Origin of the sequence: Halogeometricum sp. S1BR25-6, from assembly GCF_031624495.1 — an archaeon.
GTDB classification, from domain to species: domain Archaea; phylum Halobacteriota; class Halobacteria; order Halobacteriales; family Haloferacaceae; genus Halogeometricum; species Halogeometricum salsisoli.
This window is the reverse complement of record NZ_JAMQOP010000003.1, coordinates 106,121-131,392: the sequence shown is the minus strand read 5'-3', so window position 1 is coordinate 131,392 and position 25,272 is coordinate 106,121. Positions and strand designations below refer to the sequence as shown.

Sequence of the window (25,272 nt, the reverse complement as noted above, 5' to 3'; positions counted from 1 at the left end):
CGACCCCCGCATCTCAAAGCTGTTTGCAACCTGACCTTCGCCAGCAGCGGTCAGATATCCACGAATGAAGTTGCTCGCTTCTCTATTCCAGTTCGAACGCGGGCATCTCCAAGAACGCCGTTTCGTATCCCTCGTGGCGGGCGACTTGCGGCGGAACGTCGACGGTGACCTCCACCGAGCTCTCGGCCGAGAGGCCGTCGACGGGTGCGCCGTAGTGGAAGTCGAGTTCGGGGTCGAGCGCTGGGGCGAGTTCGACGGGGTCGGAGCCGTCGACGGACGCCGACAGCGCCATGCCGGGGATGACGAGTTCGTTGTGCGGCGTCCGGGCACTGAGAGCGAGATACGAACTGGAACCGAACCGCTCGGCTTCGACGAGGCTGCCGAGGAACACGGCGTCCCCGCTGGTTCCTCGCCCGAGCGACGTGCCCGGCAGCGAGTCGGGGGCGCCTCCCGTCGGCAGCATCTCCATCGCCATCGGTCTCACCGCGCCGCGCCGTCCCTGTCTGTCGCGCAGCAGTCGGTACGAGATATCGTTCAAGTCGCGCTCGGAGAACTCGAACCCGATGTCGGCCTCGGCGGCCGACCCGAACTTTCCCTCGAACGAACCGTATCGCGAAATCCCGACCCCGCCGACGCCGACCCCGACGTCGTACGTTCCGTCGCCGTCGAGCGAAAAGTTCGCGCCGTAGTGGAACCCCATCCGCTGGGAGAGCATCGGATAGATGACCTCTTCGCTCACCAACTCGCCGTCGCGCGTGATCTCGACGGAGAGTCCGGCGTTCGGAAGCACCGTTCCGGTCTCCTCGTCCCACGGAACCGCCATCAGATGCACCGAATCCTCCGGTCGAATCTCGACCTGCGTTGCGACGTATCCGCCCTCTCCCCGTTCGACCGTCCAGAACCGGTGCGGGTACGAGTACATCACTCCGACCTTCACGCCGCCGAGCGTTCCCACTCCGACCATGTTCATCCCCTCGGCGTGGGTCGGAACGTACACCGCGTTCGGGCGGTCCTCGACGAGCGGTGGCGTATTGCCCGGCGACGTCTCGAACAGGTTTGAGACACCCCCCACGCATCCGGCCACCGACCCGAGCGCGACCGTGCCACCCCCGAGAAGCAACTGCCGTCGTCTCATGCCCGCGTTCGGTTCCGCGTCCTCAAACCGGTTCTGGTGCGCTCGCCGGAACGACGGCGGAGTCGAACCTCGCTCACGAGCCGCCTTCGTACTCCCATCTCACGACGCGCCCGTCGGCGTAGATGACGAACGCCTCCTGTGCGCCGTCGTCGTCGACGTCCGCGAGCGTCGCGTGCGTGAATATCGGAACGTCGCGGCCGTCCGTCGACAGCACGTCGCCGTTCGCGGGGTCCAGTACGGTCACGCTGCCGTCATTCCCGGTCGCGAGGAGTTCCGGGGCGCCGTCGCCGTCGAGGTCACCGAGCGTCGGCGGGGGCATCATCTGGACCTGGTCGACGACGATTTCGGTCGACCACTCCTCGGCGCCGGTCGCGGCGTCGAGCGCGCGGACCGTCCCGTCCTTTGTGGTGACGTACGTTTCGATGTCGCCGTCTCCGTCGCCGTCGCCGAGTTCGTGCACGGCGGCGAACTCGCCGACGTTCGTTCGCCACTCGACCTCGCCGGACGCGCCGTCGACGGCGACCGCGTCGCCCCCGACGGTCGTGAACACCGCTTCGAGGGCCGGGTCGTCGTCGGCCTGTCCGTGCGCGCCCCACGTCACCGACCCGTTCGTCGTCACCGTCTCGTTCCACTCGACGGAGCCGTCGCCGGCGAAGAGAACCGCCTCGCCCGTCCGCTCGCCGACGAGTAGTTCGGGGTCGCCGTCGCCGTCGAAGTCGGCCACCGCCGGCTGCGCCCAGACGTAGCCGTCGAGGTCCGCGCGCCACAGTTCCGTGCCGTCCGCCGCGAAGACGAACGCGGTGCCGCTCACGTCGACGGCGACGATTTCGCGACCGGGCGAGGGGGCGAGGTCGGCGACGAGCGGCTTCGTGTAGCCGTAGTTCGAGAGCCCCAGTCGCGTCCGGAGGTCGCCCGACTCCGCGTCGAAGACGGCCACCTCCCGCTCGGTCGTGACCGCCAGCACTTCGAGGCGACCGTCGCCGTCGAGGTCCGCGACCGTCGGGTCGGCGACGGAGTGGATGGTGCAGTTCGCCGCGGGGAGCGTGTACGCCCACGCGGTCGACCCGTCTGTCGCGTTCATCGCGACGAGCGCGCAGTTCCCGGTCCGGTCCGCGCCGCTGACGGGTGCGTACACCCGCTCCCCGCCGACCGCGACGGCGTGGTGGTTCGAGGAGATGTCCCGACCGGTGTCGCTCGTCCACGTCGCCTCCAGACCGCCGCTCCCGAGTCCGCCGGCGAATCCGAGGGCGACGACGGTCCCGAGAACGAGGACGATAGCGGACACCGCCAGGAGCGTCGGCGCTCTCATTCGAACGAGAGTCGTATCCCGGCGGACGTGAGTGCTCTGGTGTCGCGCTCGGAAGCGGGCGGGTCAGCCCGCGACGGGGAGCGAGACGACCCACAGCGAGAGGACGGTGTAGCCGACCATCAGGGCGACCAGCGGCGCGTGCGCGAGTAGCGCCCACCGCTCCGTCGGCGCGAGGCGTCGGGTGACGGCATCGGCGGCGACGACGGCGACGACGTGACCGCCGACGATGAGACACACCTGCAGCCCCCAAAACAGCGGCAGCGAGAGCCACCACAGCGGGTCGACCGCTTCGAGACCGACGACGCGCGGAAGCCGCCCCGCGTACGTCAGGACGTAGCTGACGTTGTGCGCGAACTCGTACCCCGCCGCGATGGGGAGAAGCGTCGGGGCGAGCACGAGCGACGTCGCGCGGACGGTCCCGCCGTCGGACCCGGTCCGGGACGACCGCGTTTCCGCGCGCGTAACGCCGGCTCGGAGCAGTCGACCGACGACCGCCGCGACGCCCGCGAAACAGCCCACGAACCCGAGCAGTCCGAAACCGTACAGGAGGATGCTCACCGTCCCGCCGACGCCCAGCGCCTCCTGCGCGCCGAAGTAGAGGTCGCGGTACGTCGGCGACTCGGCGAACCCGTCGAAGGTCACCGTGTAGACCATCGCGACGACGAACGCCGCGGCCGTCCGCGATTCGAGCGGGTCGGTACAGCCCCGCCACGGATACCGGACGACGAGTTCGGCCGCTCCGGCGTCTGTCTCGCGAAGCCGGAGGGGAGCGACCCGCCCCAAGAGCCGATAGAACACGTCCAGCGGGTCGGCGCGCTCGAACCACTCGGCGCCGAACACGAGGGCACCGAGGAGCATCACGAGCCCGTAGGATGCGACGACGACGGCGGTCACGTCGGGGAGTTGCGGGACCCGGGTGAGGTTCTCGATGACGCCGACGAGGAGCACGAACCCGAGCAGCGCGGGCCAGTCTCCGAGTCGAGCGGGGTACCGCCGGACGCGTATCGCCTCGCCCTCCAGTCGGCAGAGGGCGTCGTACGCCGTCCGCCACGGCGAGAGGGTCCGCCACGGACTGCCGACGAGTATCGCCACGAGGGCGACGCCCTTCAGCCAGACCGCCCACGTGAGAAGCGTCGCGACGTTCTCGCCGGGAGCGCGCGGCCCGAACACGCCGTGTCCCAGCACGGCGAGGAAGACGAGGAGGAAGCCGACGCGGCCGAGCGTCCGGAGCGCATAGCGGGCACGGGCGGGGAGGACGCCGAGGGTCGCGGTCCGGTCCGGCGTCAAGTCGAGTCGCGCGACGAGAACGGCGGTCGCGGCGACGGTGACTCCCGCACCCGCGTAGAGGAGCGTCAGCGGAACGGGAGCGTCGAACCGCGTCGCGAACTGGTGGGCCGCAACCGGGCGGGCGGCGACCGCGAGTGCGGCGGCGGCGACGAGGAGGCGTGCCGCGTCCCGACGGAACGTTCGGTCGCGCATCGTTCGTGCTATCGGTTCGGCGCACAAAACAGACGCGGAACGAACGCGTCGTTCGACGGCTCTATCCGCCGTACACGGTCGCACGCGCGAACTCCGCCGGGTACCCGTTCCCGTCGTTCGCTCCGAGAACGGGAGTTTGTCTCCGCTTGCTGCCCCTGTTGGCAGTCAGTTCACTCGCTTCGGAGTCGCTCCCGCACGCTCTGCAGCGCCGACGTGACGAGCAACCACAGCGTGTAGCCGACCGAGACGACGACCCCGCGCACCGAAATCGTTCCACCGTACTGCTCGGCGTTCGCTTTCGTGACCATGTACAATCATTATACTCCACGCATAACACTATGTGCTCCTTGACACCGCTTAACGCCGGATTTAGGACTTTTAACCACCGAACAGCGCACGCCTCGAATGGGGATACGGTCGGCGTGTCGCCAGTTCCATCGCTTCGACGGACGGTGCAGACGCCGTCCGCCGTCGTGTCGAGCGGTTCTCTATGGGGCCTCGGACCCTTCTTCGTGGGCGGCCGTCGTCGCCAAGAGGAGGAACGCGATAACGCCTAGCAGCCACACGATGACCCCGACGACGGCCGAATCCCGCAACCCGACGGACTCGCCGAGCGCGAGGGGGCTCACACTCAACCCGAACAGTCCGACCGCGTAGCCGGCCTTGTCCGAGCGGTCGGTGAACTCGATCTGCGCGCCGAGCAACGACACGTCGAAGGCGAGATAGAAGTACGCCGCGCCGGCGTAAATTGCCGCGATGCCGAGCGCCGGATACCAGTCCGGGAGGAAGAACCGATACACGAGGCCGCCGACGAGGAGTCCGAACACGACGGCGAGGGGGAGGGACCTGCCACTGGACATGCGTTCGCGCCTCGCTCGGCCCGCTCAGAAATCTTTCCGTTCGGTCCGGTTCCCGGTACACTCATCTCTCCGTGAGTCGAACACGGGGATATGTCCGGGAAAATCCTCGTCGCGACCGACGGGTCACCGCTCGCCGAGCGCGCCGTACGGTACGCCGTCGAAACCTTTCCGGACGCGTCGGTCACGACGATTCACGTGATCGACCCGGTCGATGCGGTCATCGCTGCGGAGGCCGGCGGCCTCCCCGAAGCGGAAGTGTGGTTCGACGACGCACGGGAACGGGCGGCCGCGATACACGAGGCCGCCGAAGCCATCGCGGCGGAGTACGGTGTCGAACTCGACAGCGCCACGGTCGTCGGACGACCCGGACGGGAGATTCTCGACTACGCGGAGGAACACGACATCGACCAGATCGTCGTCGGGAGTCACGGACGGCGCGGACTCGACCGCGCGATATTTGGGAGCGTCGCGGAGACGGTGATGCGACGCGGTCGACGACCGGTGACGGTCATCCGATGATGCTGTCGTCGACGGTACGGACGCCGTCGCGGATGATACTCCGCGGATAAGACGTACCGACAGGTACTCTTAGAGCGATTCCGTTGGAGGTGTACGTTCTCCATCGCACGGATACAGCGTTCCCCACTCCATGCCACAATCCACAGCCCCTCCGAAATCGACGTGCACGTTCTCGGTCGAACGACGAGGCGGGCGAAGCGAAGCGGGAGCGCTGTCGCTCGAACGGGCGCTGAAAGAGACGCCGGGCGTTCACGAGGCGGACGTCTCGTTCCGGACGGGCGATGTCCGAATCACGTACGACTCCCGCAGCGTCACGAGTGACGAACTCGAAGCACTGATTCGCGGGCACCGCGTCTCGATTCGAGACGAGTCCGAAGCGGAGGACGGCGTCAGTACGCGTGCGGAACTGCGGAGGGAATCTGCGTTCGTCGGACTAGCGCTTCTCGGGATGGTGACCGGCGTCGCGACGGGATGGCTGGACGGACCCCAACTTCTCGCGTGGGGCGGGTACGCCGTCGCGTACGTCTTCGGCGGATGGTACGGACTCAAGGGCGCGATGGAGACCCTGCGTCACCGGCGGGTCGACATCGACCTCCTGATGATTGTCGCCGCGCTCGGCGCACTCTCCATCGGCGCACCGTTCGAGGGGGCGATGCTTCTCTTCTTATTCTCGCTCTCGAACGCGCTACAGCACTACGCGATCGGTCGCTCCCGCCGCGCCATCAAGTCGCTCGTCGAGATGCGCCCCGACGAGGCGCAGGTCCTTCGCGACGGAGAAGAAGTGACGACGCCCATCGACGAGGTGGCCGTCGGAGACGTGTTCGTCGTCCGGCCGGGCGACAGAATCCCGCTCGACGGTGTCGTGGAAGCCGGAGAGAGCACGGTCGACCAGTCCTCTCTGACGGGCGAATCGGCCCCCGTCTCGAAAGCGCCCGGAGACGAGGTGTTCGGGGGCACCATCAACGAGAGCGGCAGTCTGGAAATCGAAGTCACCCGGCAGGCCCACGAATCGGCGATCACCCGCCTCATCACCATGGTCGAAGAGGCCCAGAGCGAGAAGGCGCCGACGCAGCGTCTCATCGACCGTCTCGAACAGCCGTACGTCCTCGGCGTGTTCGGGCTCACGGTCGCGGCGATTGCGATTCCGCTCGCACTCGGCGGCGAGTTCTCGAGCACGTTCTACCGGGCGATGACGCTCATGGTCGCCGCCTCTCCGTGCGCGGTCATTATCTCGACACCGGCGGCCGTGTTATCCGCGATCGCGTCCGGCGGGCGCCAAGGCGTCCTGTTCAAGGGCGGCGAGCACGTCGAAGCGGCGGCGAACATCGACGCCGTCGCCTTCGACAAGACGGGAACGCTCACGCAGGGAGATACGCAACTGACCGACGTGGAAGTCCGCGACCCCGAGACGGCGTCACTAAGCGAGAACGACCTGCTCGCACTCGCCGCTGCCGTCCAAGCCCGTTCGGAGCACCACTTGGCCCGCGCGACGGTCTCCGCGGCAGCGGAGCGAACGCTCGACGTCGCAGACGCCCGCGGATTCCAGGCGGTCGCCGGGAAAGGCGTTCGAGCGACGGTCGGCGACGCGACGGTCCACATCGGTAATCGGAGCTACTTCGGGACCGTCCTCGAGAACGCGTCGATAGAGGGGTACGAACGCGGACGAAAGCGGTTGGAGTCGCTGGAGGCGGAGGGGAAGACGAGCGTTCTCGTCGCACGGGAGGCCGCCGACGGGGTTCGCGTTCTGGGCTGGCTCGGGTTCACCGACACGCTTCGCCCCGGCGCGGCCGAGATGGTGGCCGATCTGCGCGCACTCGGTGTGGAACAGATCGTCATGCTGACCGGCGACAACGAACGCGTGGCAAAGCGAATCGCCGACGAAGTCGGTATCGACGACTACCGCGCCGAACTGCTGCCGGAGGAGAAAGTCGCGACCATCGAAGACCTGGTTGAGCAGCACGAGACCGTGACGATGGTCGGTGACGGCGTGAACGACGCGCCGGCGCTCGCCACAGCGACTCTCGGTATCGCCATGGGCGGCGCTGGAACCGACGTGGCGCTCGAAACCGCCGACGTCGTCCTCATGGGCGACGACCTGAGTAAGATTCCGTACGTGCTCCGTCTCGGCCGACGGACTCGCCGGACGCTCTCTGTCAACCTCGCCATCGCATTCGGTGCGATTGCGCTCATGGTCGGCGCGATTCTCCTCAGAGGCATCCCGCTGCCGCTCGCGGTGGTCGGACACGAAGGGTCAACTGTCGTCGTGTCTCTGAACGGCCTTCGACTGCTCGGCTTCCGGGAGTAAGGACTCGCGCGGCGAAGCGTTCGTTGCTGCACGAGAGACTCCGCTGAAATTTTCAGAGATTGAGAGAAGCCGCGTGCTGAATAGAGAGGGTGTGTGCAGCCGGAGGCTAGTTGTTTTGAGAACTATTCGATACGTTGAGCGAGGAAGAAGGGTTTCGTTTCATCGGTTGTCGTCGGGTCCGGAACATCCCATTCCCCCAGCAGTTCGAACCCGCAGCTCTGCAGTTGCTCACGAGTTCGGTCCGAACCCGCCATCGGCCACCGGATTTCCGTCCCGCTGTCGAGCCAATCTGGATTCGATCCGGTCCACTCTATACCCTCCTCGGAGGCCACTGCAGAAACCTCACCGAACACTGCCAAGAGCGGCGTGCAACACTCAGAGGATGAGTTCAGCACGCCACTGCGATTCGTTTCACGCCATTGATTTCGAAATAGCCGTTCAATAGCGCGTGCAAACTGAGCGATGTACTGTAAAAGAGTCACGTCTGACACACGGACGATATTCACCCCTTAGATTGTCGTTAGTAACTGAGGGGCACGTTATTATCAGCCATCGACGACAATCGTGTTCCGAATTAAGTTGCCGGTTCCTCTTTTCAAACGGGAGCCGAACGCTTGTTGGCTGATGTTTAATCCGTTACTCAATTTCCCTAATTGTACCGGCTTGTTCACGTCATAGTACCCGGATTTGTACGCGTGCAGGAGTGCTTCTCGCTGTTTGGCGGTCACTCCGTATATGGGATTGTTGTCGGCGGCGCTGTTCGAGAGCCGATTTACGGTCAGACGAATACCTTTCTCTTGACAGGCGGACTGGAACTCGCTGAACGTCGCCCTATTCTCGGCAACAAGTCTGAACTTCCAGCATCCCTCGGAACCCACCCCTCGAAGCACTGCGAGGTCGTGGGCTTGGAGCGTATCGAACAACTCGTCGACGTGCGTCTTCCATCGCACGTGGAAGAGACTCCGTCCGGTCGCCCCGTCCAGTTTGCTCACTGTCTCGACGTGCGGTGACGCGAGGACCTCCGAGGCGACCGCATCGTCGTCGTCCGTATCGGCCCAGAAATACGGAGCGAGGGATTCCCCGACAGGGACGAGCTGCGTTAGTTCGACCTGTGTTGCCGCCTCTACGTCCAAGATTTCCCCGAGGGTGAATTCGTTACTTTGGATGGTAAAGTCCAGAAACGCCGTCATTCGCTCTCACCCTCGGTATCTATTGAGCGGGCGTTCGCTTGAGGAGTGAGGGAGACGAGCGGTCGTCGACGGCGAAGGCAGTCGTGGAGCCGCGGTTGAGCGAGAATCATGGGTACTAGCCTCGTGGGCGCGTACAAGCCGATTATGCGTCCACTCGTCTACGCGACGAACGGACTGCCAGCAACCCACATCTGGGTCCCGTGAGAGGCGCACACAAAGGGGCGTTCAGCCGACCAACTTCTACTTCTCCGCCGACGCATTTAGTCTATGTTGCACCTGATATGGAGTCTCGAAGAACGCAAACAGTCGGCTTATTTTGCCGTTATTGACTTGAAGGGTGCTTAGGAACAACCCGGAGCCTCAGTGTGATACACCTTCAGGTTGAACTGTCCATCGGCGGAACGCCGGGTCAACTGTCCACCTGTCCACCAAGAATCACTCACCTTGGAGACACCCGCCGATGGACGCGACATCCGTCTATGCCTCCAATTCCCCCCTTGGTCTGACATTGGCCACCCAAAGTCGCCTCCCCGCTGCGACTTTCACATGTCCGTAGTTCAGTTGGTTTGCTGATTGCCGGGTTCGAGGGAATGAAATCGGGCTGGAAACGTCTACTCGTCCTCAAGACACTTATGCTGACTGACGAACACCGAGACCGAGCGACTCGTAGCTCGCCTGTTCTGAGCGATGCAATTCTCTCACAGCAGGTGCCGAGTCCGTGACCGATTCGCGCCCTCTATTCAGCACGCTCGCAGCAACCTCGCCGAACGCTGTCAGGAGCGGCGTGCTGAGTACAGAGGATGTATTTACTACCGAAGGCTCGTTATTTTCGTCCCGACCGCTGAACTAACCACTGAGTAGCGCCTGTGAATGTATCATCTCGATATGCGAGACAGGTGCGGGCCGGTTCAGTGACGAACTTATTTGTACGATACTTCCGTTCACTGCGATAGTTCTCATGAGCGCCGCGCTGTAGCTGGGTCCGACACACGCGGGCCCATCGCCGGTCGCCTCACTCGGGAGCGACGCCGTTCCAGTGAGTAATCCTCGTGCCGCTTTCTCAGCGGCGCTCGGCTTACGGCCCGTACTCTTCTCGTACAGTAGTGCCTCGCTCGACAGCCACGAATCTCGATAAGATACGAATATCGCCAAATGACTGAATCGCCACACGTGCCATCTACCGGATCGCCACTCCTCGACCGAGTGCGAACATCATCCAATCGAGCTGCTCGATGTGCCCCAGTCGTCGAGGGCAGCGAATGACCGACCCGTCGACCACCCAATCGGGGCGGTTCACCGAAGGGTCGGTTGTCTGGCCACTGCTTGTACTCGCAGGCCCCCTTACTGCAACCCAGTTGCTTCAGGTAGCGTACAACCTCACCGATGCGTTCTGGGTCGGTCGGCTGGGTGCTGACGCAGTGAGTGCACTCTCTTTCTCGTGGCCGCTGCTCTTCCTGCTGATAAGCGTCGGTGGGGGGATGACGAACGCTGGAACGATTCTCGTCTCTCAGCACGTCGGTGCAGGGAACGATGGTCGGCTCAACCATATCGCCGGTCAGACAATTGCGTTCGTTGGGTTGCTCTCCGTCGGCGTGGCGACACTCGGCGTGCTGTTCGCACCACAACTCCTCCGGCTGATAGGCGTTCCTCCGGGAACGGCAGTATACGGTCTCGCCGTCACGTACACCCGGATTATCGTTTCCGGAATGCCGTTCACCTTCGGATTTTTCGTCTTCATGGCGCTCCTACGCGGGTGGGGAGACACGAAGACGCCGATGTACTTGATGGCGCTCAGCGTCGGCCTCAATATCGTCCTCGACCCGTTCTTCGTCCTCGGATTCGCCGACAACCCCCTCTTCGGCTGGGTGGGACTCAACGACCTTCAGGCGTCGCTGCTCGCCGCTACCGGGTTCACCGGACTCGGTGTCAAAGGTGCTGCACTGGCGACCGTCCTCTCGCGTGCTGTTGCTGCTATCGTTGGTCTGTGGTTGCTGTTCAGTGCGCGAGTCGGCCTGCAACTCAGCCGTGATGACCTCCTGTTAGAGGCGGACACGGTTGCACAAATCGTCCGAATCGGGGGCCCCGGAGCCATCGACCAGAGCACCCAGTCCATTGCAGCTATCGTCATGACGGCACTGATTGCCACGGTGGGTACTGACGCTGTGGCTGCGTACGGTATCGGCAACCGATTCATCTCGCTGGTCTGGCTGCCGACGGTAGCGATGGGGATGTCCGTCGAGACGGTCGTCGGTCAGAACCTCGGCGGTGGTCAGCCCGACCGGGCCCGTCGAACGGTGTATAGCGCTATCACAATCCTCGCCACAGCCTTCCTGATTGTCGGTTTCATCACCGTCTGGTTCGCTCAACCAATCATCGGGGTGTTCATCAGCGGTCCAGACGCACCCTCGATAATCAGCCACGGCGCAACCTTCCTCCGAATCGTCGCACCCACGTGGGCCATCATGGTGTCGTATCACATGATGAACGGAGCGTTCTACGGAGCCGGGTCGACTCGGCTGGCGATGAGCATCGGCGTCACGACGCTCTGGGGTGTTCGTGCGGTGACGGCACTCGTACTGGTGTTCGTCCTCAGGTTCGGCGCCACTGGTGCGTGGTACGCCATCGCGCTCTCCAACGCCACTGCGGCCATCACAGGAGCGGTTGTCTTCTTCCGTGGTCGGTGGATGGGAAACGTCCTTGCAGACAATTCCACAGAGTGCTCAGCCACTGATACGGACGAAGAGGTCTCGACGTGAGCACATTTGTCTCAAACACGCCGAGGCGTTGACGCCATAGAACCGTTCCCGACAGTAGAAATGAGACACTCGCACGTCTGTTCTGAGCGATTCGATTCTCTCATACTGAGACTGAGGCCGTGACCGATTCGGCTCTGTATTCAGCACGACCGCAGAAATCTACCACCTTGCTAGTAGAAAGTAGAGGTGCTGAAGAACGAGAGTCGAGTCTCTGGGGTGAGATACAGAACTCGGACCGAATCAGACGGACGCGGCAAAGAAACCCATCCGTTCAGGAGTGGTACACATTCGACACGTGCTTCACTCGGTTTCGAGGGCCGCATAGATATCCGCATGACGGCGTCTGTCGAGTAGCGCCATCTCAAGTGCAGCCTCGCGGCGTTCGTCGTCGGTCTCTGCCGCGTGATACCGCTCGTAGAGTTTGCGGACTTCGCCGTTGGCAGAACGTGAGGAATCAGTGCTCGAACCTCATCGCCATAATCGAACATGTACCCGGTAGAACGTCGCGACTGTGTCGAGTGCAGTTCGTTTGTTGCCGTCGACGAATGGGTGGTCGGCGACCAAGAGGCGCATGAGGTGCACAGCTTTGTGATGAAGCGTTTCTGAAGACTCAGTTCAGTCTCATAACGAGAAGGATGAAGATATATTAGACCCATTCGAAAACGTACCTATCGTATCTGTTCTCACTATCGAGAGTCTATACTCAGGAACGCAATATCCCATCATATCTAAACGGGATCTGGTCACATCCTGGCGGAAGTTCGCTCACCTGTGTCTCTGGGTCGTTCGTCCGATAAGACTAACACGCCAATCTTCTGAGTAGGAGGTATGAACGAGAACGCGCGGTACCCCGATTGGGATCTCAAAGACCGGGATCGATACATCCTCGGCGAACTGGCGGACGACCCGACGCTCTCGGCACAGGAACTCCGCGACCTCTTGGAGGAGAAGTACGGCATCGACGTCTCGCGAGTCACCGTGAGCGAGTCGATCCGGCAGATGCGCGAGGAGGGCGTCTTCCGCGAGACGGTCATCCCGAACGAGGAGTATCTCTTTTTCAGCCTCTTCGAGTACCAGTTCTTCCCGCCGAACTTCGCGGCCGAGTGGCGCGCCGCCATGGAGTTCATCCGGTCGGATGAGCACACCCTGTTTTTCTTCCTCGCCGACGGGCAGTACCAGTGGAAGTCGGTGATGATCTTCCGCGACATCGAACAGCAGTCGCGGTGGATTCACGAGTTCTACAAGGCGTACGGCGACCTCATCTTGGACCTCAAGAACACCGTCGTCACGAACGTCCTCAAGTTCAGCGCGGACCCGGAGGTGTTCCGGACGCTCCTGAAGGACTGAGCGGGCGACTACAGCTTTATGGGGGTGCGCCGGGAATTTCGATCCGAGAGATGATCACGTTCGATGATTCGGATGCCGCCGAGGAGCTTGCCGACCGCGCCCGCGACCTGATGGAGGGAGTCGTCATCCCCGCCGAACGCGAACTCGGCGGCGGGGAGAGCGTCTCCGCGGAGACGGTGCGCGAACTCAGGCGCGCGGCGCGGGACGCCGGCATCTACGCGCCGCAGATCAGCGAGAAGTACGGCGGGATGGGCTACGACTTCCGGGACGTGTTGCCGACGTTCGAGCAGGCGGGCCGGAGTCTGCTCGGACCGATGGCAATGCGCATGGCCGCGCCCGACCAGGGGAACATGCACCTCCTCGAGATGCAGGGCACCGAGTCCCAGAAAGAGGAGTACCTCCGTCCGCTGGTCGCGGGAGAGATTAGCTCGGGCTTTTCGATGACCGAACCGATGCAGGGCGCCGGGTCGGACCCGAAGATGATTCGGACGACCGCCGAGAAGGACGGCGACGAGTGGGTCATCGACGGTCACAAGTGGTGGACGACGCAGGGGTCGGCGGCGGACGTGCTGCTCGTCTTCGCCCGTACAGACATGGACGCCCACCCCTACGCCGGGTGTTCCGTGTTCATCGTTCCGAAGGAGATGGACGGGGTGAACGTCGTCCGCGACATCCCGCACGTCGAGAGCGACATCGAGGGGAAGGGTCACGCCGAAATCAAATACGACGGCGTTCGCGTTCCCGAGGAGAACCTGCTCGGCGAGGAGGGGAAGGGATTTCAGCACGTCCAAGAGCGACTCGGACCCGCACGCCTGACGCACTGTCTCCGCTTTTCGGGCATGGCGCAGCGCTCGCTGTCGGTCGCGAAAGCGTATCTCTCGGAGCGAGAGGCGTTCGGAGAGACACTAAGCGAGAAACAGCACGCGCGGTTCGACATCGCAGAGCAGGAGATGCGGTTGCAGGCCGCGCGGTCGCTGAACCGAACGGCGGCGAGGCGCATCGCGGCCGGCGAGGAGGCCCGCATCGAGGTGGCGATGTGTAAGGTGTTCACCGCGAACGTCGTGCAGGAGACCATCGACACGGCGCTGCAGTACTGCGGAGCGAACGGCATCGGTCGGGACCTGCCGCTGGCGGACTTCTACGAGAGCGTCCGGCAGTTCCGCATCGTCGACGGCGCCGACGAGGTGCACAAACGCTCCATCGCACGCGCCGCGTTCGAGGACGTCGACGAGTCGGAGTTAGAAAACGTCGTCCGTTACGGTGTGTGAAGGCTCGGCGAGACGAGTCGAACCGGGTCGAGTCAGGTCGAATCGGACCGCGCTCTCGACGGCACGTGGCCGGAAAGAGCGACTCGCAACGGAGTTTCGAGGCTACAGCGGTTCGTTACCGTCGATTATTCGACGTGCTCGGTCGGCGAGTTCGGGGACGCCGTCTTCCATCTTCGGGTACAGCGGGTCGTTCGCGTTCTCCTCGAGGTAGCGCCGGTAGAACATCTCGCCGAGGCCCGCAAGCTTGTAGACCGCGAGGACGCGGTAAAATCGCTGGTGCTCGAACTCGATGCCGGCGGCGCGTTCGTATCTATCGACCAGTTCTCGCCGCGTCGGGTAGTCGGGGTGGCGCATGAACGTCGGGTAGAGGTCGCCCGTCGACCCCGGCGGGTCGGGGTCCGTCTCGTCCCACCAAAACGAGAGCATCCAACCGACGTCCGTCCGCGGGTCACCGAGCGTGCTCAGTTCCCAGTCGAAGACGCTGACGATTTCGGGCGGCGTTCCGGGGCCGAACATCACGTTGTCGAGTTTGTAATCGCCGTGGACGAGCGTGTGCGGGTGCGTCTCCGGGACGTTCTCCGCCAACCACTCGCCCACGTCTTCGATTCCGGGGACGCGTCTGTCCTCGAACGTGACCTCCGCGGCCCACTCGAACTGCTTCCGCCACCGCTCGACCTGTCGCTCGGTGAACCCCGCCGGGCGGCCGAACTCGCCGAGGCCGACCGACTCGTAGTCGACATCGTGAATCTCGACGAGCGTGTCGACGAGTTCGGTGCCGAGTCGCCGCCTGTGCTCCGACGTTTCGAACCTGTCGGGGACGGCGGTTCTGATCACGTCGCCGTCGACGGCCTCCATTACGTAGAAGTCGCTCCCGAGAATCGAGTGGTCCTCGCAGGCGGCGACAGTCGGCGGGACACAGACGTCCGTGTCCTGAAGCGCGTCGACGACGGAGTACTCGCGAAGGACGTCGTGGGCGCTGGAGGCGACTTCGCCCGGCGGCGGCCGCCGAATCACGAGTTCGGTGTCACCCCACGTGACGAACAGCGTCTCGTTGGAGTGGCCCTCCCCGTGGTGGGAGATATCGTACGGTTCGGCCGGTCCGAGCTGTGCTTTCAGGTAGTCAGCGAGCGCACCGCTGTCGACGATTCGTTCGAAGTAGGTGTCGGGCTGTGGATCCTCTGACATGGTTTGATGGTGTCTCCGTCGCTCCGCCGTCTCGGTCGCGCGTTACTGTGCCGCCATGCCGCCGTCCGCGAGGTGGACCTCCCCCGTGACGTAGGAGGCGGCGTCGCTCGCGAGGTAGACGGCGCTCGCGGCGACCTCCTCGGGGTCGGCAAAGCGGTCCTGCGGGATGTTCGCCAGGATGTCCTCCCGGATGCTCTCGTTCTCCCGGACGCCCGCGGTGAACTCGGTCTTCACGTACCCCGGCGCCAGCGCGTTGACCCGGATGTCGGGCGCCCACTCGACGGCTAACGATTTCGTCAGCCCGACGATGGCGTGTTTCGAGGCCGTGTACGGCGTCTGGTACGGAAGCGCGACGACGCCGCCGACGCTGGAGACGTTGACGAGCGACCCGGTCCCCTCCCGTTCCGCGATGCGCCGCCCGAACTGCTGGGCGCAGGTGAACGCCCCCTGCACGTTGACGGCGAAGATGTGCTCCCACGTCTCGGGGTCGAGTTCGTTCGTACTGCCGAAGTAGGGGTTCACGCCGGCGTTGTTCACGAGGACGTCGACGGGACCGATTCGCTCTTCGACCTCCTCGAACAGCCGCTCGATGCCCTCGCGGTCGGTCACGTCCTGTGGGAACAACAGCGTCTCGCTCCCGGTCGCTTCGATTCGTTCCGTCGTCTCTCGGAGGGCGTCCTCCGAGCGGGCGACGGGGACGACGTCCGCGCCGGCCTCCGCCATGGCCACGGCCGTCTCCTCGCCGATACCTCGACTGCCGCCGGTGACGACCGCGACGCTCCCCTCCAAGGAGAACCGATCCAGTGCCATAGGGGCGTTACACGGCCGCCCGAGATAAGGTTTTACCCGCCCCCAGATTGCCTCGCGCACCATCCCCGCTTTTGACTTCCTCCCCGCCGTGAACGGCGAGGATTCCTCGGTCGCGATGCAGCCAGCTATCGCGCCGAGTGAACTCTCGGGTTCGACGATTCCTCGTTGGTCAAGCGACCATCGCGTTCCCGTCCGCTCTCGCGTCGGCTCGGTATCCACGAATGGTCGGCTTACCCCGCCGTAAACGGCGAGGCTTGCGCCTTGAATCTCTCCGTCAGACCGAGGAGACGAGATGCTTGCTCCGCACGTCGTTATCTTCCGTGTCAGCGGAACCGCGGGGAATCCGACCGCTTGAGCCGAGCGTAGGGCCAAACTGAGCCCGAGAGACTCTATCGGCGGCCTCATACGGATACAAACTAACTGTCGGATATATCCCTCTGCGCCGGTATCTAGTTTGTATATCACGTTCTGTATTTACGACCCGTAAATTTATGCCATCTCCACGTGAGTTGGTAACAATGAGCTGCGAGCATACCTTACATAGTTAGTACTGTAACGTTCCCGTGATGCGATTCGCCGAAACGAACGGGCATCGGAAACCGTAGGTTCGCAGACGTACGACCGGCGACTATGAGAAATCGAACCGTTACTGGGCGGTCACACGGCGTCCAGCACCACTCCGGGGTGCTCGACGTACTCGGCGAGTTGGTCGAGGAACGCGCCCGAGTCCGCGCCGTCGAGAGCGCGGTGGTCGATAGTCAGACTAAACGTGATGACCTTCTCGAAGTCCACCTCGCCGTTTCGTTCGACCGGCGCGTGCTTCCGGCGCCCGATGGCGAGGATGGCAACCTCGGGCGGATTGATGATGGAGTACGAGACGTCCATCTCGAAGACGCCCACGTTCGTGACGGTGAACGTTCCGCCCTGGAGGTCCGCCGGTTCGAACTCGTCGTCGATGACCCGCTGAACTAACGACCGCCGCATCTCCGACAACTCGGACAGCGACCGTTCGAGCACGTCGGGAATCACCGGCACGACCAGTCCGCGGGACCCGTCGACCGCGTATCCGACGTTTATCTCGTCGATGAACTTGTGGGTCCCGTCCTCGAAGTGGGCGTTGAACTCGGGCAGGTCGTCGAGAACCCTCCCGACGAGGTGTAACAGGAGGTCGTTCAGGGAGACGTCGACGTCGTGGTTCGTTCGGAGACGGTCGCGGACGCGTTCGAGTTGCTCGATGCTCACCTCTCTGGTGCCCATCACGTGCGGCTTCTCGCGCGCGCTCTGACTCAGGCGGTCGGCGATGGTCTTCCGGATGCCCGAAAGTTCGTGCGACTCGGTGACCGTCAGATCGCCGGAAGATGCCGATGCCGGTTCCGCTTCCGACTCCCCTTCCGCGGCCGATTCGAGATACGCTTCGACGTCGTCTTCCGTCACGGCTCCTTCCGGTCCGCTCCCCTTGACGTTCGCGAGTTCCACGCCGTCCTCGGTCGCCCGACGCTTCGCACGGGGCGTGGCCTTGACCTCCTCGTCGCTTCTCTCGGTCGTCGACCCGCTATCCTGACCGTTCTCGGAGCGGTGCCGTTCGATATCGTCTTCGGTGATGGCGCCCTGTGGCCCGGTTCCGTCGACGGCGGCGAGGTCAACCTCCACCTCGCGCGCGCGCCGCTTCGCTCGCGGGGTCGCTTTGACGTCCGACGCCGACGCGCCGCTTTGCCCGTCGTCGGACTGCGTCGCGGCCGTTTCCGTCTCCGATTCCGGTTTCGACTGCGCGTCGTCCTCCTCCGCCGTCTCGTCGAGTTCGTCCAGCGACGGGACGGATTCCCCTTCTTCGCCGACGACGGCGAGCGGTTTTCCCACCTCGATCGCGACCTCCTCGCCCGTCTCGACGTACGTCTCGAGCAGCACGCCGTCCGACGTCGATTCGATGTCGGCGCTGGCCTTCTCTGATTCGAGGACGGCGACGACCTGTTCTTTCGACACTGTGTCGCCGATGTCGACCTCCCACGAGACGAGTTCGCCGTAGTCGCTCAGCCCCAGCTTAGGAATCCTGATAACGTCTACCATCGTCTACTAAGGGAAGTGCGGCCTATTTAAAACTACGTCCGCTCGGATTCGCTACCGATTCGCCGTGTGAATCGCCCGTCCCAGCGCGTGTTCGGCAGCTTCCATCGTCGCCTCCGAGAGGGTGGGATGCGTGTGTATCGTCTCGGCTACCGCTTCGAGGGTGACGCCCTCCTGTACCGCAAGTCCGATCTCCGCGATAAGTTCGGACGCCTCCGGGCCGACGATCTGTCCGCCCACGACCCGCCCGTCCCCGGCGGCGACGAGACGGACGAACCCGGTCGCCTCCCGCGTCGTCATCGCTCGTCCGCTCGCCGAAAACGGGAACTCGCCGACGAGCGGGTCGATACCCTCCGCCCTCGCCTCGTCTGGATTCAGCCCGACGGTCGCGATTTCGGGGGCGGTGAAGACCACGGCGGGGACCGCACGCGCCTCCGGGGGGTCTTCGCCGGCGACGGTCTCCGCGGCGACGATTCCCTCGTGCATCCCGGCGTGAGCGAGCATCGGTTCGCCGGCGACGTCGCCGACGGCGAAGACGTTCTCCGCGGTCGTGCGTCCGTGCTCGTCGGTTTCGACGAAGCCCCGGTCGTCCGTCTCCACGGCGGCCGCCCCGAGATTCAATCCCGCCGTCACCGGCTCTCGTCCGACGGCGACGAGAACCTCGTCGACGGAGTACGTCGACTCTTCTCCGTCCTCCGTCTCCGTCGTCACAACGACGTCGCGACCGTCCTCGTGCCAGTTCGTGGCCGCCTCCCCGAAGTTGATGTCTACCCCGAGTTCGGCCACCGATTCGAGCACCGGGTCGGTGAGGTCCGACTCATACTGGGGAAGCGGTTCCTCGAGCATCTCGACGACCGTCACGTCCGAACCCAGTCTCGCGAATATCGTCGAGAGCTCCATGCCGATGTAGCCCGCACCCACGACGAGCAGTCGCGGCGGCGCCCGTTCGGCGGCGAGCGCTCGCCGGGAGTCCCAAATGGGGTCGGCGTCGAATCCGAACCCCGGAAGCGTGATCGGTCGGCTCCCGGTCGCGAGAACCGCGTTCTCGAACTCGATCTCCCGCCCGTCGTCGACGGCGACCGTGCGCTCGTCGACGAAGCGAGCGAACCCGTCGACGAGTTCGACGCCGTTCTGCCGGCACAGCGCGGCGACGCCGTCCGTGAGTCGGTCGACGACCCCGTCCTTCCACGCCACCATCTCGCCGAGGTCGACGTAGGGCTCGACGTAGATGCCCATCTCCGAGGCCGTCTCCATCTCGTGGACGGTCCCGGTCCCCGAGAGAAGCGCCTTCGACGGGATGCAGCCGTGATTGAGGCAGGTCCCGCCGATCAGTCCGTCCTCGACGAGGGCGACGTCGAGCCCGCGCTGTGCCCCGCGTATGGCGGCGGTGTACCCCGCGGGACCGCCACCGACGACTAACAGCTCTGTCTCCATGCGACTGTGAGTCACTCGCACTTCAGAAAAGCCTTGCGTGCGTGGGGCCGCGTTCCGACCTCACTCCTCGAAGAGACCCATCTCTTCCAGCGTATCCCAGTAGCTGTGAAGCCCCCGGATGTGCTGGCCGCCGTCGACGCAGATCGTCTCGCCGGTGACCCACTGCGCCTGGTCCGACGCGAGGAACGTGACCACCTTCGCCACGTCCTCGGGTTCGCCGATGCGACCCAGCGGGGTCCGTTCCACGAACTCCTCGCCCATCCGCCCCTCCAGCAGTCCGTTCCCCTCGGTCATCGGCGTCCGCGTGGATCCGGGGGCGACGGCGTTGACGCGGATTCCGTGCCGGCCGGCCTCGGCGGCGACCACCTTGGTGAACTGGCTGAGGCCCGCCTTCGCCGCGGAGTAGTGAGGGAGTCCGTCGGTCGCGGCGAGGTAGTTGAGGGAACTGACGTTGACGATTGCGCCCCTGCCGTCTCCGTGGTCATCTCCTTCCAGCATGTGGCCGAGCGCCGCCTTCGTACAGAGGAACGGGCCGTTGAGACAGACGTCTATCGTCCGCCGCCACTCGGATTCGGACATCTCCCAGGTGCGCGCGAGTTCCGCCGCACCCGCGTTGTTCACCAAGATTCCGACGTCCCCGAATCGTTCGACGGTCGCGTCGACCGTCGCCTCGACGCTGTCGGCGTCCGTCACGTCGCACTGGACGGCGACCGCTTCGCCCTCGAACGACTCGGTTATCTCCGCCGCGGTCTCTTCGGCCGCCTCCTCGTCGATATCGGCGAGGACGACCGACGCGCCGTGCTCCGCGAACGCCTCGGCGACGCCGCGGCCGATACCTCGCGCACCCCCCGTCACGATGGCACTATTGCTAACGAGATCCATACCACCATGTGACAATCTATCGTGATAAACGTTCTCCTCTTTTCGGTGTCAAGCGCAGACGCTTGCTTCACCGAAGGGTACAACCCGGTTATGGAGTCGTTCGCTGGGATAGTTTTATAGTTAGTCACGGTGGAGATTCGTGCGTGGTAGATAATGACAGTTGACGAAGATACCTCGAAGGAACTCCTCTGGGAGATGCTCCGGATTCAGGAGTTCGAAGACGAGATCAAATCGCGCTTCCAAGCGGGCGACCTTCCGGGATTCGTCCACTTGGACCGCGGACACGAGGGGAACCACGCCGGCATGGGGTTGGCGATGGGGGACGACGACTGGTTGGCCGTCGGCGGCGCCAGACTCGTCGGTCAGTACGTCGCGAAGGGCGTCCCCCTCGGTGAAATCATGGCCGAACTGTACGGGAAATCGACCGGGTCGAACAAGGGATACGGCGGGCAGATGCACGTCTCCAACGTCGAACGGAAGCTGTACGGCCACGCGGCCACCATCGGTTCCGGCCAGAACCCGGCGGTCGGACTCGCCCTTGCCGAGGACGTGAAAGGAACGGACAACGTCGCCGTGACGACCATCGGCGACGGCGGGACGAGTCGGGGTTCGTTCCACACGGCGTTGGTGTTCGCAGCGTACTGGAACCTACCGGTCGTGTTCGTCATCGAGAACAACCAGTGGGCCATCTCCACGCCCTCTTCGGACCTCGCACCGGATCACCTCTCCGACTACGGCATCCCGCACAAGATGCACAACGAGAGCATCGACGGCAGCGACGTGGAGGCGGTCTACGAGTCGGTCTCCGGGGCGATAGAGCGGGCGCGAAACGGGGACGGACCGTCGGTCATCGAGTGCAACGTGGTGCGACTCGGCCCGCACTTCGAGGGTGACAAAGAGTCGTACAGGGACCCGGAGGAACTCGAAGTCGCGAAAGAGGAGAAGGACCCGGTGAAGAACCACCGAGAACGGCTGCTCGAGAGCGGCGTCGTCACCGAACAGGAGATCGAAGACAGACTCGAAACGATCCGCGAAGAGGTCGAAGAATCCGTCGACTTCGCCAAGAACAGCGACGACCCGAAACCCGAGGACGCCTACAAGAACGTGTACCGGCTGCCGCTGTACGGACAGGAGGAGTAACCGATGACGAGAGAGATAACATACATCGAGGCGATCGCGGAGGCGATCAGCGAGGAGATGGAACGGGACGAAGACGTCATCCTCTTCGGCGAGGACGTCCAGGAGTTCGGCGGCAACTTCGGCGAGACGGCCGGTCTGTGGGAGACCCACGGGCGGGACCGCGTCAGGAACACCCCGCTGTCGGAGATCGGAATCGCCGGGATGGCGCTCGGAGCCGCCGTCGGCGGGATTCGACCGGTCGCAGAACTGCAGTTCGCCGACTTCGCCGCCACGGCCGGCGACGAGATGTTCAATCAAATCCCGAAACAGCCGTACGTGAGCGGCGGGGACCTCAAAGCGCCGCTGACGATATTCGCCCCCTCGGGGGCCGGCGTCGGCGCCGGCGCGCAACACTCCCAATCGGTCCACTCGTGGATCGGCAACGTCCCCGGGTGGGTCGTCGTCACCGCGACGACGCCGTACGACGCGAAAGGGCTGTTCAAGAGCGCCATCCGCGACGACAACCCCGTGTTCTTCCTCCCCCACAAGATGCTCACCGAGGCGAAGGGCGAAGTTCCCGAAGAGGAGTACACGCTACCGCTCGGTGAGGCGGCGGTCGAACAGGAGGGAGACGACGTCACCGTCGTGGCGACGCAGTTGATGTTCCACCGGGCCAGGGAGGCGGCGGCCGACCTCGACGTGAGCGTGGAACTCGTCAGTCCGCGGACGTTCGCACCGCTCGACACCGACACCATCGCCGAGAGCGTCGAGAAGACGGGACGACTCGTCGTCGTCGACGAGACGGTCGAACGCTACGGAACGCAGGGGCACATCGCCAACGAAATCGTCGAGAACAACTTCTTCAGCCTCGACGCGCCGCCGAAGACCATCGGCGTGAAGGACGTTCCGATCCCGGTGAGTCCGGTGTTAGAGCAGGAGGTGCTCCCGAGCGCCGACCGTATCAAAGCCGGCATCGAGTCGGTGTTCTGATCCGGACTCACCTCTCCCGAGCGCGGTTCCCGCGCGGTGGACGAGGGCTCGTGTGGCCCGTTGTGCCTCCGTTCTCCGTCCGTGCTCCGAACGCCCACGCCGCGAGCGTCGACCCCGTTACGGTTCCACGAGTATCTTGACGTGTTCGCTGTCGGGATCGACGAGTTGCCGGAAGGCGCTGTCGACGTCCTCGAGTTCGACCGTCCCGGTGACGAACGCCTCCGGGTTCAGTCGTCCGTCAGCCATCATCCGGAGCGTGATCGGGAACTCGTCGGTGTAGCCGAACGATCCGACGACGGTTCGCTCCGCCTGCATGATGTCGTTCGGGTGGAACTGCGCGTCGTCCTCGAAGACGCTCACGACGACCGCGGTACCGTCGTACTTCGTCGAGCGAAGCGTCTGCGTGAGCGTCTCGCTGATACCCGCCGCCTCGAATCCGACGTCGACGCCGCCCTCCGTCTCAGCCTTGAACCGCGCCGTCGGGTCTTCCTCCCGGGGGTCGACGACGACGTCCGCACCGAGTTCGCTCGCGATATCCCGGCGCGCGTCGCGCGGTTCGCTCACGAGTATCCGGTCGGCGCCCGCGCTCTGTGCCGCGTCGACGATACCGAGTCCGATGGGTCCCGCTCCGAAGACGGCGACGGTGTCGCCGACCCGCATTCGAGAGCGTCTCACAGCGTGCACCGACACGCTCAGCGGTTCGGCAAGCGCGGCGTGACGAATCGAGACGCCGTCCGGAACCGGAACCGTCGCCGCCGCGGGGACGACCATGTTGTCGGCGAACCCCGGACTTCCGACGGCGGTTCCGTCGAACGCCGTACAGAGTTGCGGTTTCCCGACTTCGCAGTATCGGCACTCCCCGCAGGAGAGGAGGACGTTCAGTGCCACTTCGTCTCCGACGGAGACGCCGTCCACCCCCTCGCCAACTTCCGAGACGACCCCGGCTATCTCGTGGCCCATCGGTTTCGGGAGATACTCGTCCCACTCGGACTCGGGAATCTCGTGGTTCGAATCCTCCGCGCGAATCGGCACCGGTCCGATCTTGTACTCGTGGACGTCCGAGCCACAGACGCCCGTGTACGAGATATCCACTCGAACGGTCCCGGGTTCGAGCCTCGGTTCGTCCTCTCGGATCACCCTGATGTCTTCCGTGCCGTATAGCTTCGCTACTTGCATTGGTACACACGCGGTTCGGACGGGATCCTATATAATTTTTACCTACAGATAGGGACGCAAACCGTTACAATACTAGTAGTGAAGTGTCTAACCGGCCGCTTCACGGCTCGTGTTTGGTAGCAAGCCACATAGATATCACGGTACGTAAATAAAAATCTATTGTATGAACGAAAAGGTAGTTATAGAAATTATTGGTTACTACCTGTAACGAGCAGTAGATGTCGAAAGCACCCAGACAGACCTGAGCGTGATCCATCATATTCTATAGCATAGGTTTTTATCCCAGTCTAACGACACGAACACTGTATGCGCGGATTGGACGGCAAGTCAGCGGTCGTAACCGGAGGAGCATCGGGTATCGGTCGAGCGTCGTCGCACCGACTCGCCGAGGAAGGGACGGACGTGTACGTCACCGACGTCGACGTCGACGGCGGCGAGGAGACGGTTCGACAGATCAACGAGGAAAACGAGGACGCGAGCGGAAACGCGTACTTCCGAGAACTCGACGTGCGGGACGTAGACGAGTTCGACGCCGCGTTGGCGGAAGCCGACGACGAACTGGGAAGCGTCGACGTGTTGTTCAACAACGCGGGCATCGGAGAGATGCAGGGATTCACCGAGACGGAACCGGATCACGTCGACCAACTGATCGACGTGAACGTCAAAGGCGTCTGGAACGGCTGTCACGCCGTGTTTCCCATCATGGAACAACAGGGGAGCGGGTCCATCGTCAACACCTCTTCGATGGCGGGATGGCTTCCCTCGAACATCACGACGTACGGGATGACGAAGGCGGCCGTTCTTCACTTCACCGAGTCGGTCGCTCCGGAACTCGGCGAGTACGGGATCCGGATCAACGCGATCTGTCCGGGACTCATCGACACGCAGATGACCCGGACGTGGTTCAGCGACGAGATGCGAGAGCAAGCCCCGATGCGGACGGCGTTCAACCGATGGGGCGAACCCGAAGAGGTCGCCGCGTGCGTCGCGTTCCTCGCCAGCGACGACGCGTCGTACGTGACCGGGCGTCCGATAAAAGTCGACGCCGGCTACGTCTGAGGTGGCTACCGAGTGCTGCGGCGACGGTCAGCAGGCGACGACCAGGTTCGCCCGTCAGGCGACACTGCGTAACTTCTGCGCGGAGCGCCGAGAAAGCCTGTGCGAGTACCCTCCCACCCGAACGCAGTCGACCGCGAATCCTGTCTGAGGAGGAATCCGACGTGGTATCGAAGCCGTGAGGAGCGGCGTCGCCGGCTCCTACCCATCGGTTCGTCTCCCGACAGCCGAATTTTTCGCGATGATTCTTGATAGTTGATTGTGTGTTTATACTCCTCTCTGAACTGCCTCTCCGTCCCAATTCGCTTGTATATACGCCACTAACACACCTACTTGATTCCACCGGGCGATACGTGGCACGAATACAAGTACACCTACGGGACAGGGTTAC

The 25,272-nt window shown here is 63.9% G+C and carries 20 protein-coding genes and 2 pseudogenes; 8 read left to right on the top strand and 14 right to left on the bottom strand.

Annotation, left to right across the window (positions count from 1 at the left end; genetic code table 11):
* Window positions 1–82: 82 nt before the first annotated feature.
* From NDI76_RS15795 to NDI76_RS15775, 5 genes are all read right to left on the bottom strand, one after another.
* Complete coding sequence (locus NDI76_RS15795; protein WP_310925095.1) at window positions 83–1,135, bottom strand: DUF7350 domain-containing protein; 1,053 nt, start codon at window positions 1,133–1,135, stop codon at window positions 83–85.
* 73 nt (window positions 1,136–1,208) lie between these two features.
* On the bottom strand, window positions 1,209–2,444 hold the full coding sequence (locus NDI76_RS15790; protein ID WP_310925094.1) for an outer membrane protein assembly factor BamB family protein: 1,236 nt from the start codon (window positions 2,442–2,444) through the stop codon (window positions 1,209–1,211).
* Between the two features lie 63 nt (window positions 2,445–2,507).
* A complete protein-coding gene (locus NDI76_RS15785; protein WP_310925092.1) occupies window positions 2,508–3,923 on the bottom strand; it encodes a hypothetical protein in 1,416 nt (471 codons plus the stop codon).
* Between the two features lie 170 nt (window positions 3,924–4,093).
* The gene (locus NDI76_RS15780; protein ID WP_310925091.1) at window positions 4,094–4,231 is read right to left on the bottom strand and encodes a hypothetical protein; all 138 of its coding nucleotides are present in this window, start codon (window positions 4,229–4,231) and stop codon (window positions 4,094–4,096) included.
* A 180-nt stretch (window positions 4,232–4,411) separates the two neighbouring features.
* Window positions 4,412–4,783, bottom strand: a complete 372-nt coding sequence (locus NDI76_RS15775) for a hypothetical protein (protein WP_310925090.1) — start codon at window positions 4,781–4,783, stop codon at window positions 4,412–4,414.
* Between the two features lie 90 nt (window positions 4,784–4,873).
* Here NDI76_RS15775 and NDI76_RS15770 point away from each other — a divergent pair, with 90 nt between their 5' ends.
* Both NDI76_RS15770 and NDI76_RS15765 read left to right on the top strand, forming a co-directional pair.
* On the top strand, window positions 4,874–5,302 hold the full coding sequence (locus NDI76_RS15770) for a universal stress protein (protein WP_310925089.1): 429 nt from the start codon (window positions 4,874–4,876) through the stop codon (window positions 5,300–5,302).
* 130 nt (window positions 5,303–5,432) lie between these two features.
* Entirely contained in the window at window positions 5,433–7,607 is a 2,175-nt protein-coding gene (locus NDI76_RS15765) for a heavy metal translocating P-type ATPase (protein WP_310925088.1), read from the top strand.
* Between the two features lie 545 nt (window positions 7,608–8,152).
* Here the strand turns inward: NDI76_RS15765 and NDI76_RS15760 are convergent.
* Entirely contained in the window at window positions 8,153–8,797 is a 645-nt protein-coding gene (locus NDI76_RS15760; RefSeq protein WP_310925087.1) for a helix-turn-helix domain-containing protein, read from the bottom strand.
* A 1,259-nt stretch (window positions 8,798–10,056) separates the two neighbouring features.
* Here NDI76_RS15760 and NDI76_RS15755 point away from each other — a divergent pair.
* Complete coding sequence (locus NDI76_RS15755) at window positions 10,057–11,553, top strand: MATE family efflux transporter (protein WP_310925086.1); 1,497 nt, start codon at window positions 10,057–10,059, stop codon at window positions 11,551–11,553.
* 300 nt (window positions 11,554–11,853) lie between these two features.
* Here NDI76_RS15755 and NDI76_RS22830 read toward each other — a convergent pair.
* Window positions 11,854–12,018 (bottom strand): annotated as a pseudogene (locus tag NDI76_RS22830) (hypothetical protein); the annotation flags it as partial.
* Window positions 12,006–12,165 (bottom strand): annotated as a pseudogene (locus NDI76_RS15750) (Fic family protein); the annotation flags it as partial. The pseudogenes NDI76_RS22830 and NDI76_RS15750, both read right to left, overlap by 13 nt.
* A gap of 216 nt (window positions 12,166–12,381) precedes the next feature.
* Here NDI76_RS15750 and NDI76_RS15745 point away from each other — a divergent pair.
* Both NDI76_RS15745 and NDI76_RS15740 read left to right on the top strand, forming a co-directional pair.
* A complete protein-coding gene (locus NDI76_RS15745) occupies window positions 12,382–12,900 on the top strand; it encodes a winged helix-turn-helix domain-containing protein (protein ID WP_310925085.1) in 519 nt (172 codons plus the stop codon).
* A 50-nt stretch (window positions 12,901–12,950) separates the two neighbouring features.
* Window positions 12,951–14,168 carry an acyl-CoA dehydrogenase family protein gene (locus NDI76_RS15740; RefSeq protein ID WP_310925084.1) on the top strand — a complete coding sequence of 406 codons (1,218 nt, stop codon included), beginning with the start codon at window positions 12,951–12,953 and terminating at the stop codon, window positions 14,166–14,168.
* 102 nt (window positions 14,169–14,270) lie between these two features.
* On the opposite strand, the gene NDI76_RS15735 is transcribed toward NDI76_RS15740, so the two are convergent.
* The 5 genes from NDI76_RS15735 to NDI76_RS15715 all read right to left on the bottom strand — a co-directional run bounded on the left by NDI76_RS15735 (window position 14,271) and on the right by NDI76_RS15715 (window position 20,540).
* Window positions 14,271–15,353, bottom strand: a complete 1,083-nt coding sequence (locus tag NDI76_RS15735) for a phosphotransferase family protein (RefSeq protein WP_310925083.1) — start codon at window positions 15,351–15,353, stop codon at window positions 14,271–14,273.
* Between the two features lie 42 nt (window positions 15,354–15,395).
* On the bottom strand, window positions 15,396–16,163 hold the full coding sequence (locus tag NDI76_RS15730; RefSeq protein WP_310925082.1) for an SDR family NAD(P)-dependent oxidoreductase: 768 nt from the start codon (window positions 16,161–16,163) through the stop codon (window positions 15,396–15,398).
* 657 nt (window positions 16,164–16,820) lie between these two features.
* Window positions 16,821–18,227 carry a 2-oxo acid dehydrogenase subunit E2 gene (locus tag NDI76_RS15725; RefSeq protein WP_310925081.1) on the bottom strand — a complete coding sequence of 469 codons (1,407 nt, stop codon included), beginning with the start codon at window positions 18,225–18,227 and terminating at the stop codon, window positions 16,821–16,823.
* 51 nt (window positions 18,228–18,278) lie between these two features.
* Window positions 18,279–19,658 carry a dihydrolipoyl dehydrogenase gene (lpdA, locus tag NDI76_RS15720; protein WP_310925080.1) on the bottom strand — a complete coding sequence of 460 codons (1,380 nt, stop codon included), beginning with the start codon at window positions 19,656–19,658 and terminating at the stop codon, window positions 18,279–18,281.
* Between the two features lie 60 nt (window positions 19,659–19,718).
* On the bottom strand, window positions 19,719–20,540 hold the full coding sequence (locus NDI76_RS15715; protein ID WP_310925079.1) for an SDR family NAD(P)-dependent oxidoreductase: 822 nt from the start codon (window positions 20,538–20,540) through the stop codon (window positions 19,719–19,721).
* Between the two features lie 153 nt (window positions 20,541–20,693).
* On the opposite strand from NDI76_RS15715, the gene NDI76_RS15710 reads away from it, so the two are divergent.
* Together NDI76_RS15710 and NDI76_RS15705 are read left to right on the top strand one after the other, a co-directional pair.
* Window positions 20,694–21,680 (top strand): thiamine pyrophosphate-dependent dehydrogenase E1 component subunit alpha, encoded by a 987-nt coding sequence (locus NDI76_RS15710; RefSeq protein WP_310925078.1) that lies wholly within the window; start codon window positions 20,694–20,696, stop codon window positions 21,678–21,680.
* A 3-nt stretch (window positions 21,681–21,683) separates the two neighbouring features.
* The gene (locus NDI76_RS15705; protein ID WP_310925077.1) at window positions 21,684–22,649 is read left to right on the top strand and encodes an alpha-ketoacid dehydrogenase subunit beta; all 966 of its coding nucleotides are present in this window, start codon (window positions 21,684–21,686) and stop codon (window positions 22,647–22,649) included.
* A gap of 117 nt (window positions 22,650–22,766) precedes the next feature.
* Here NDI76_RS15705 and NDI76_RS15700 read toward each other — a convergent pair whose 3' ends face one another.
* Entirely contained in the window at window positions 22,767–23,825 is a 1,059-nt protein-coding gene (locus tag NDI76_RS15700) for a 2,3-butanediol dehydrogenase (RefSeq protein WP_310925076.1), read from the bottom strand.
* Window positions 23,826–24,131: 306 nt separating this feature from the next.
* Here NDI76_RS15700 and NDI76_RS15695 point away from each other — a divergent pair, with 306 nt between their 5' ends.
* Window positions 24,132–24,884: an SDR family NAD(P)-dependent oxidoreductase gene (locus NDI76_RS15695; protein WP_310925075.1), complete on the top strand. Its 753-nt coding sequence runs from the start codon at window positions 24,132–24,134 to the stop codon at window positions 24,882–24,884.
* Window positions 24,885–25,272 lie beyond the last annotated feature (388 nt).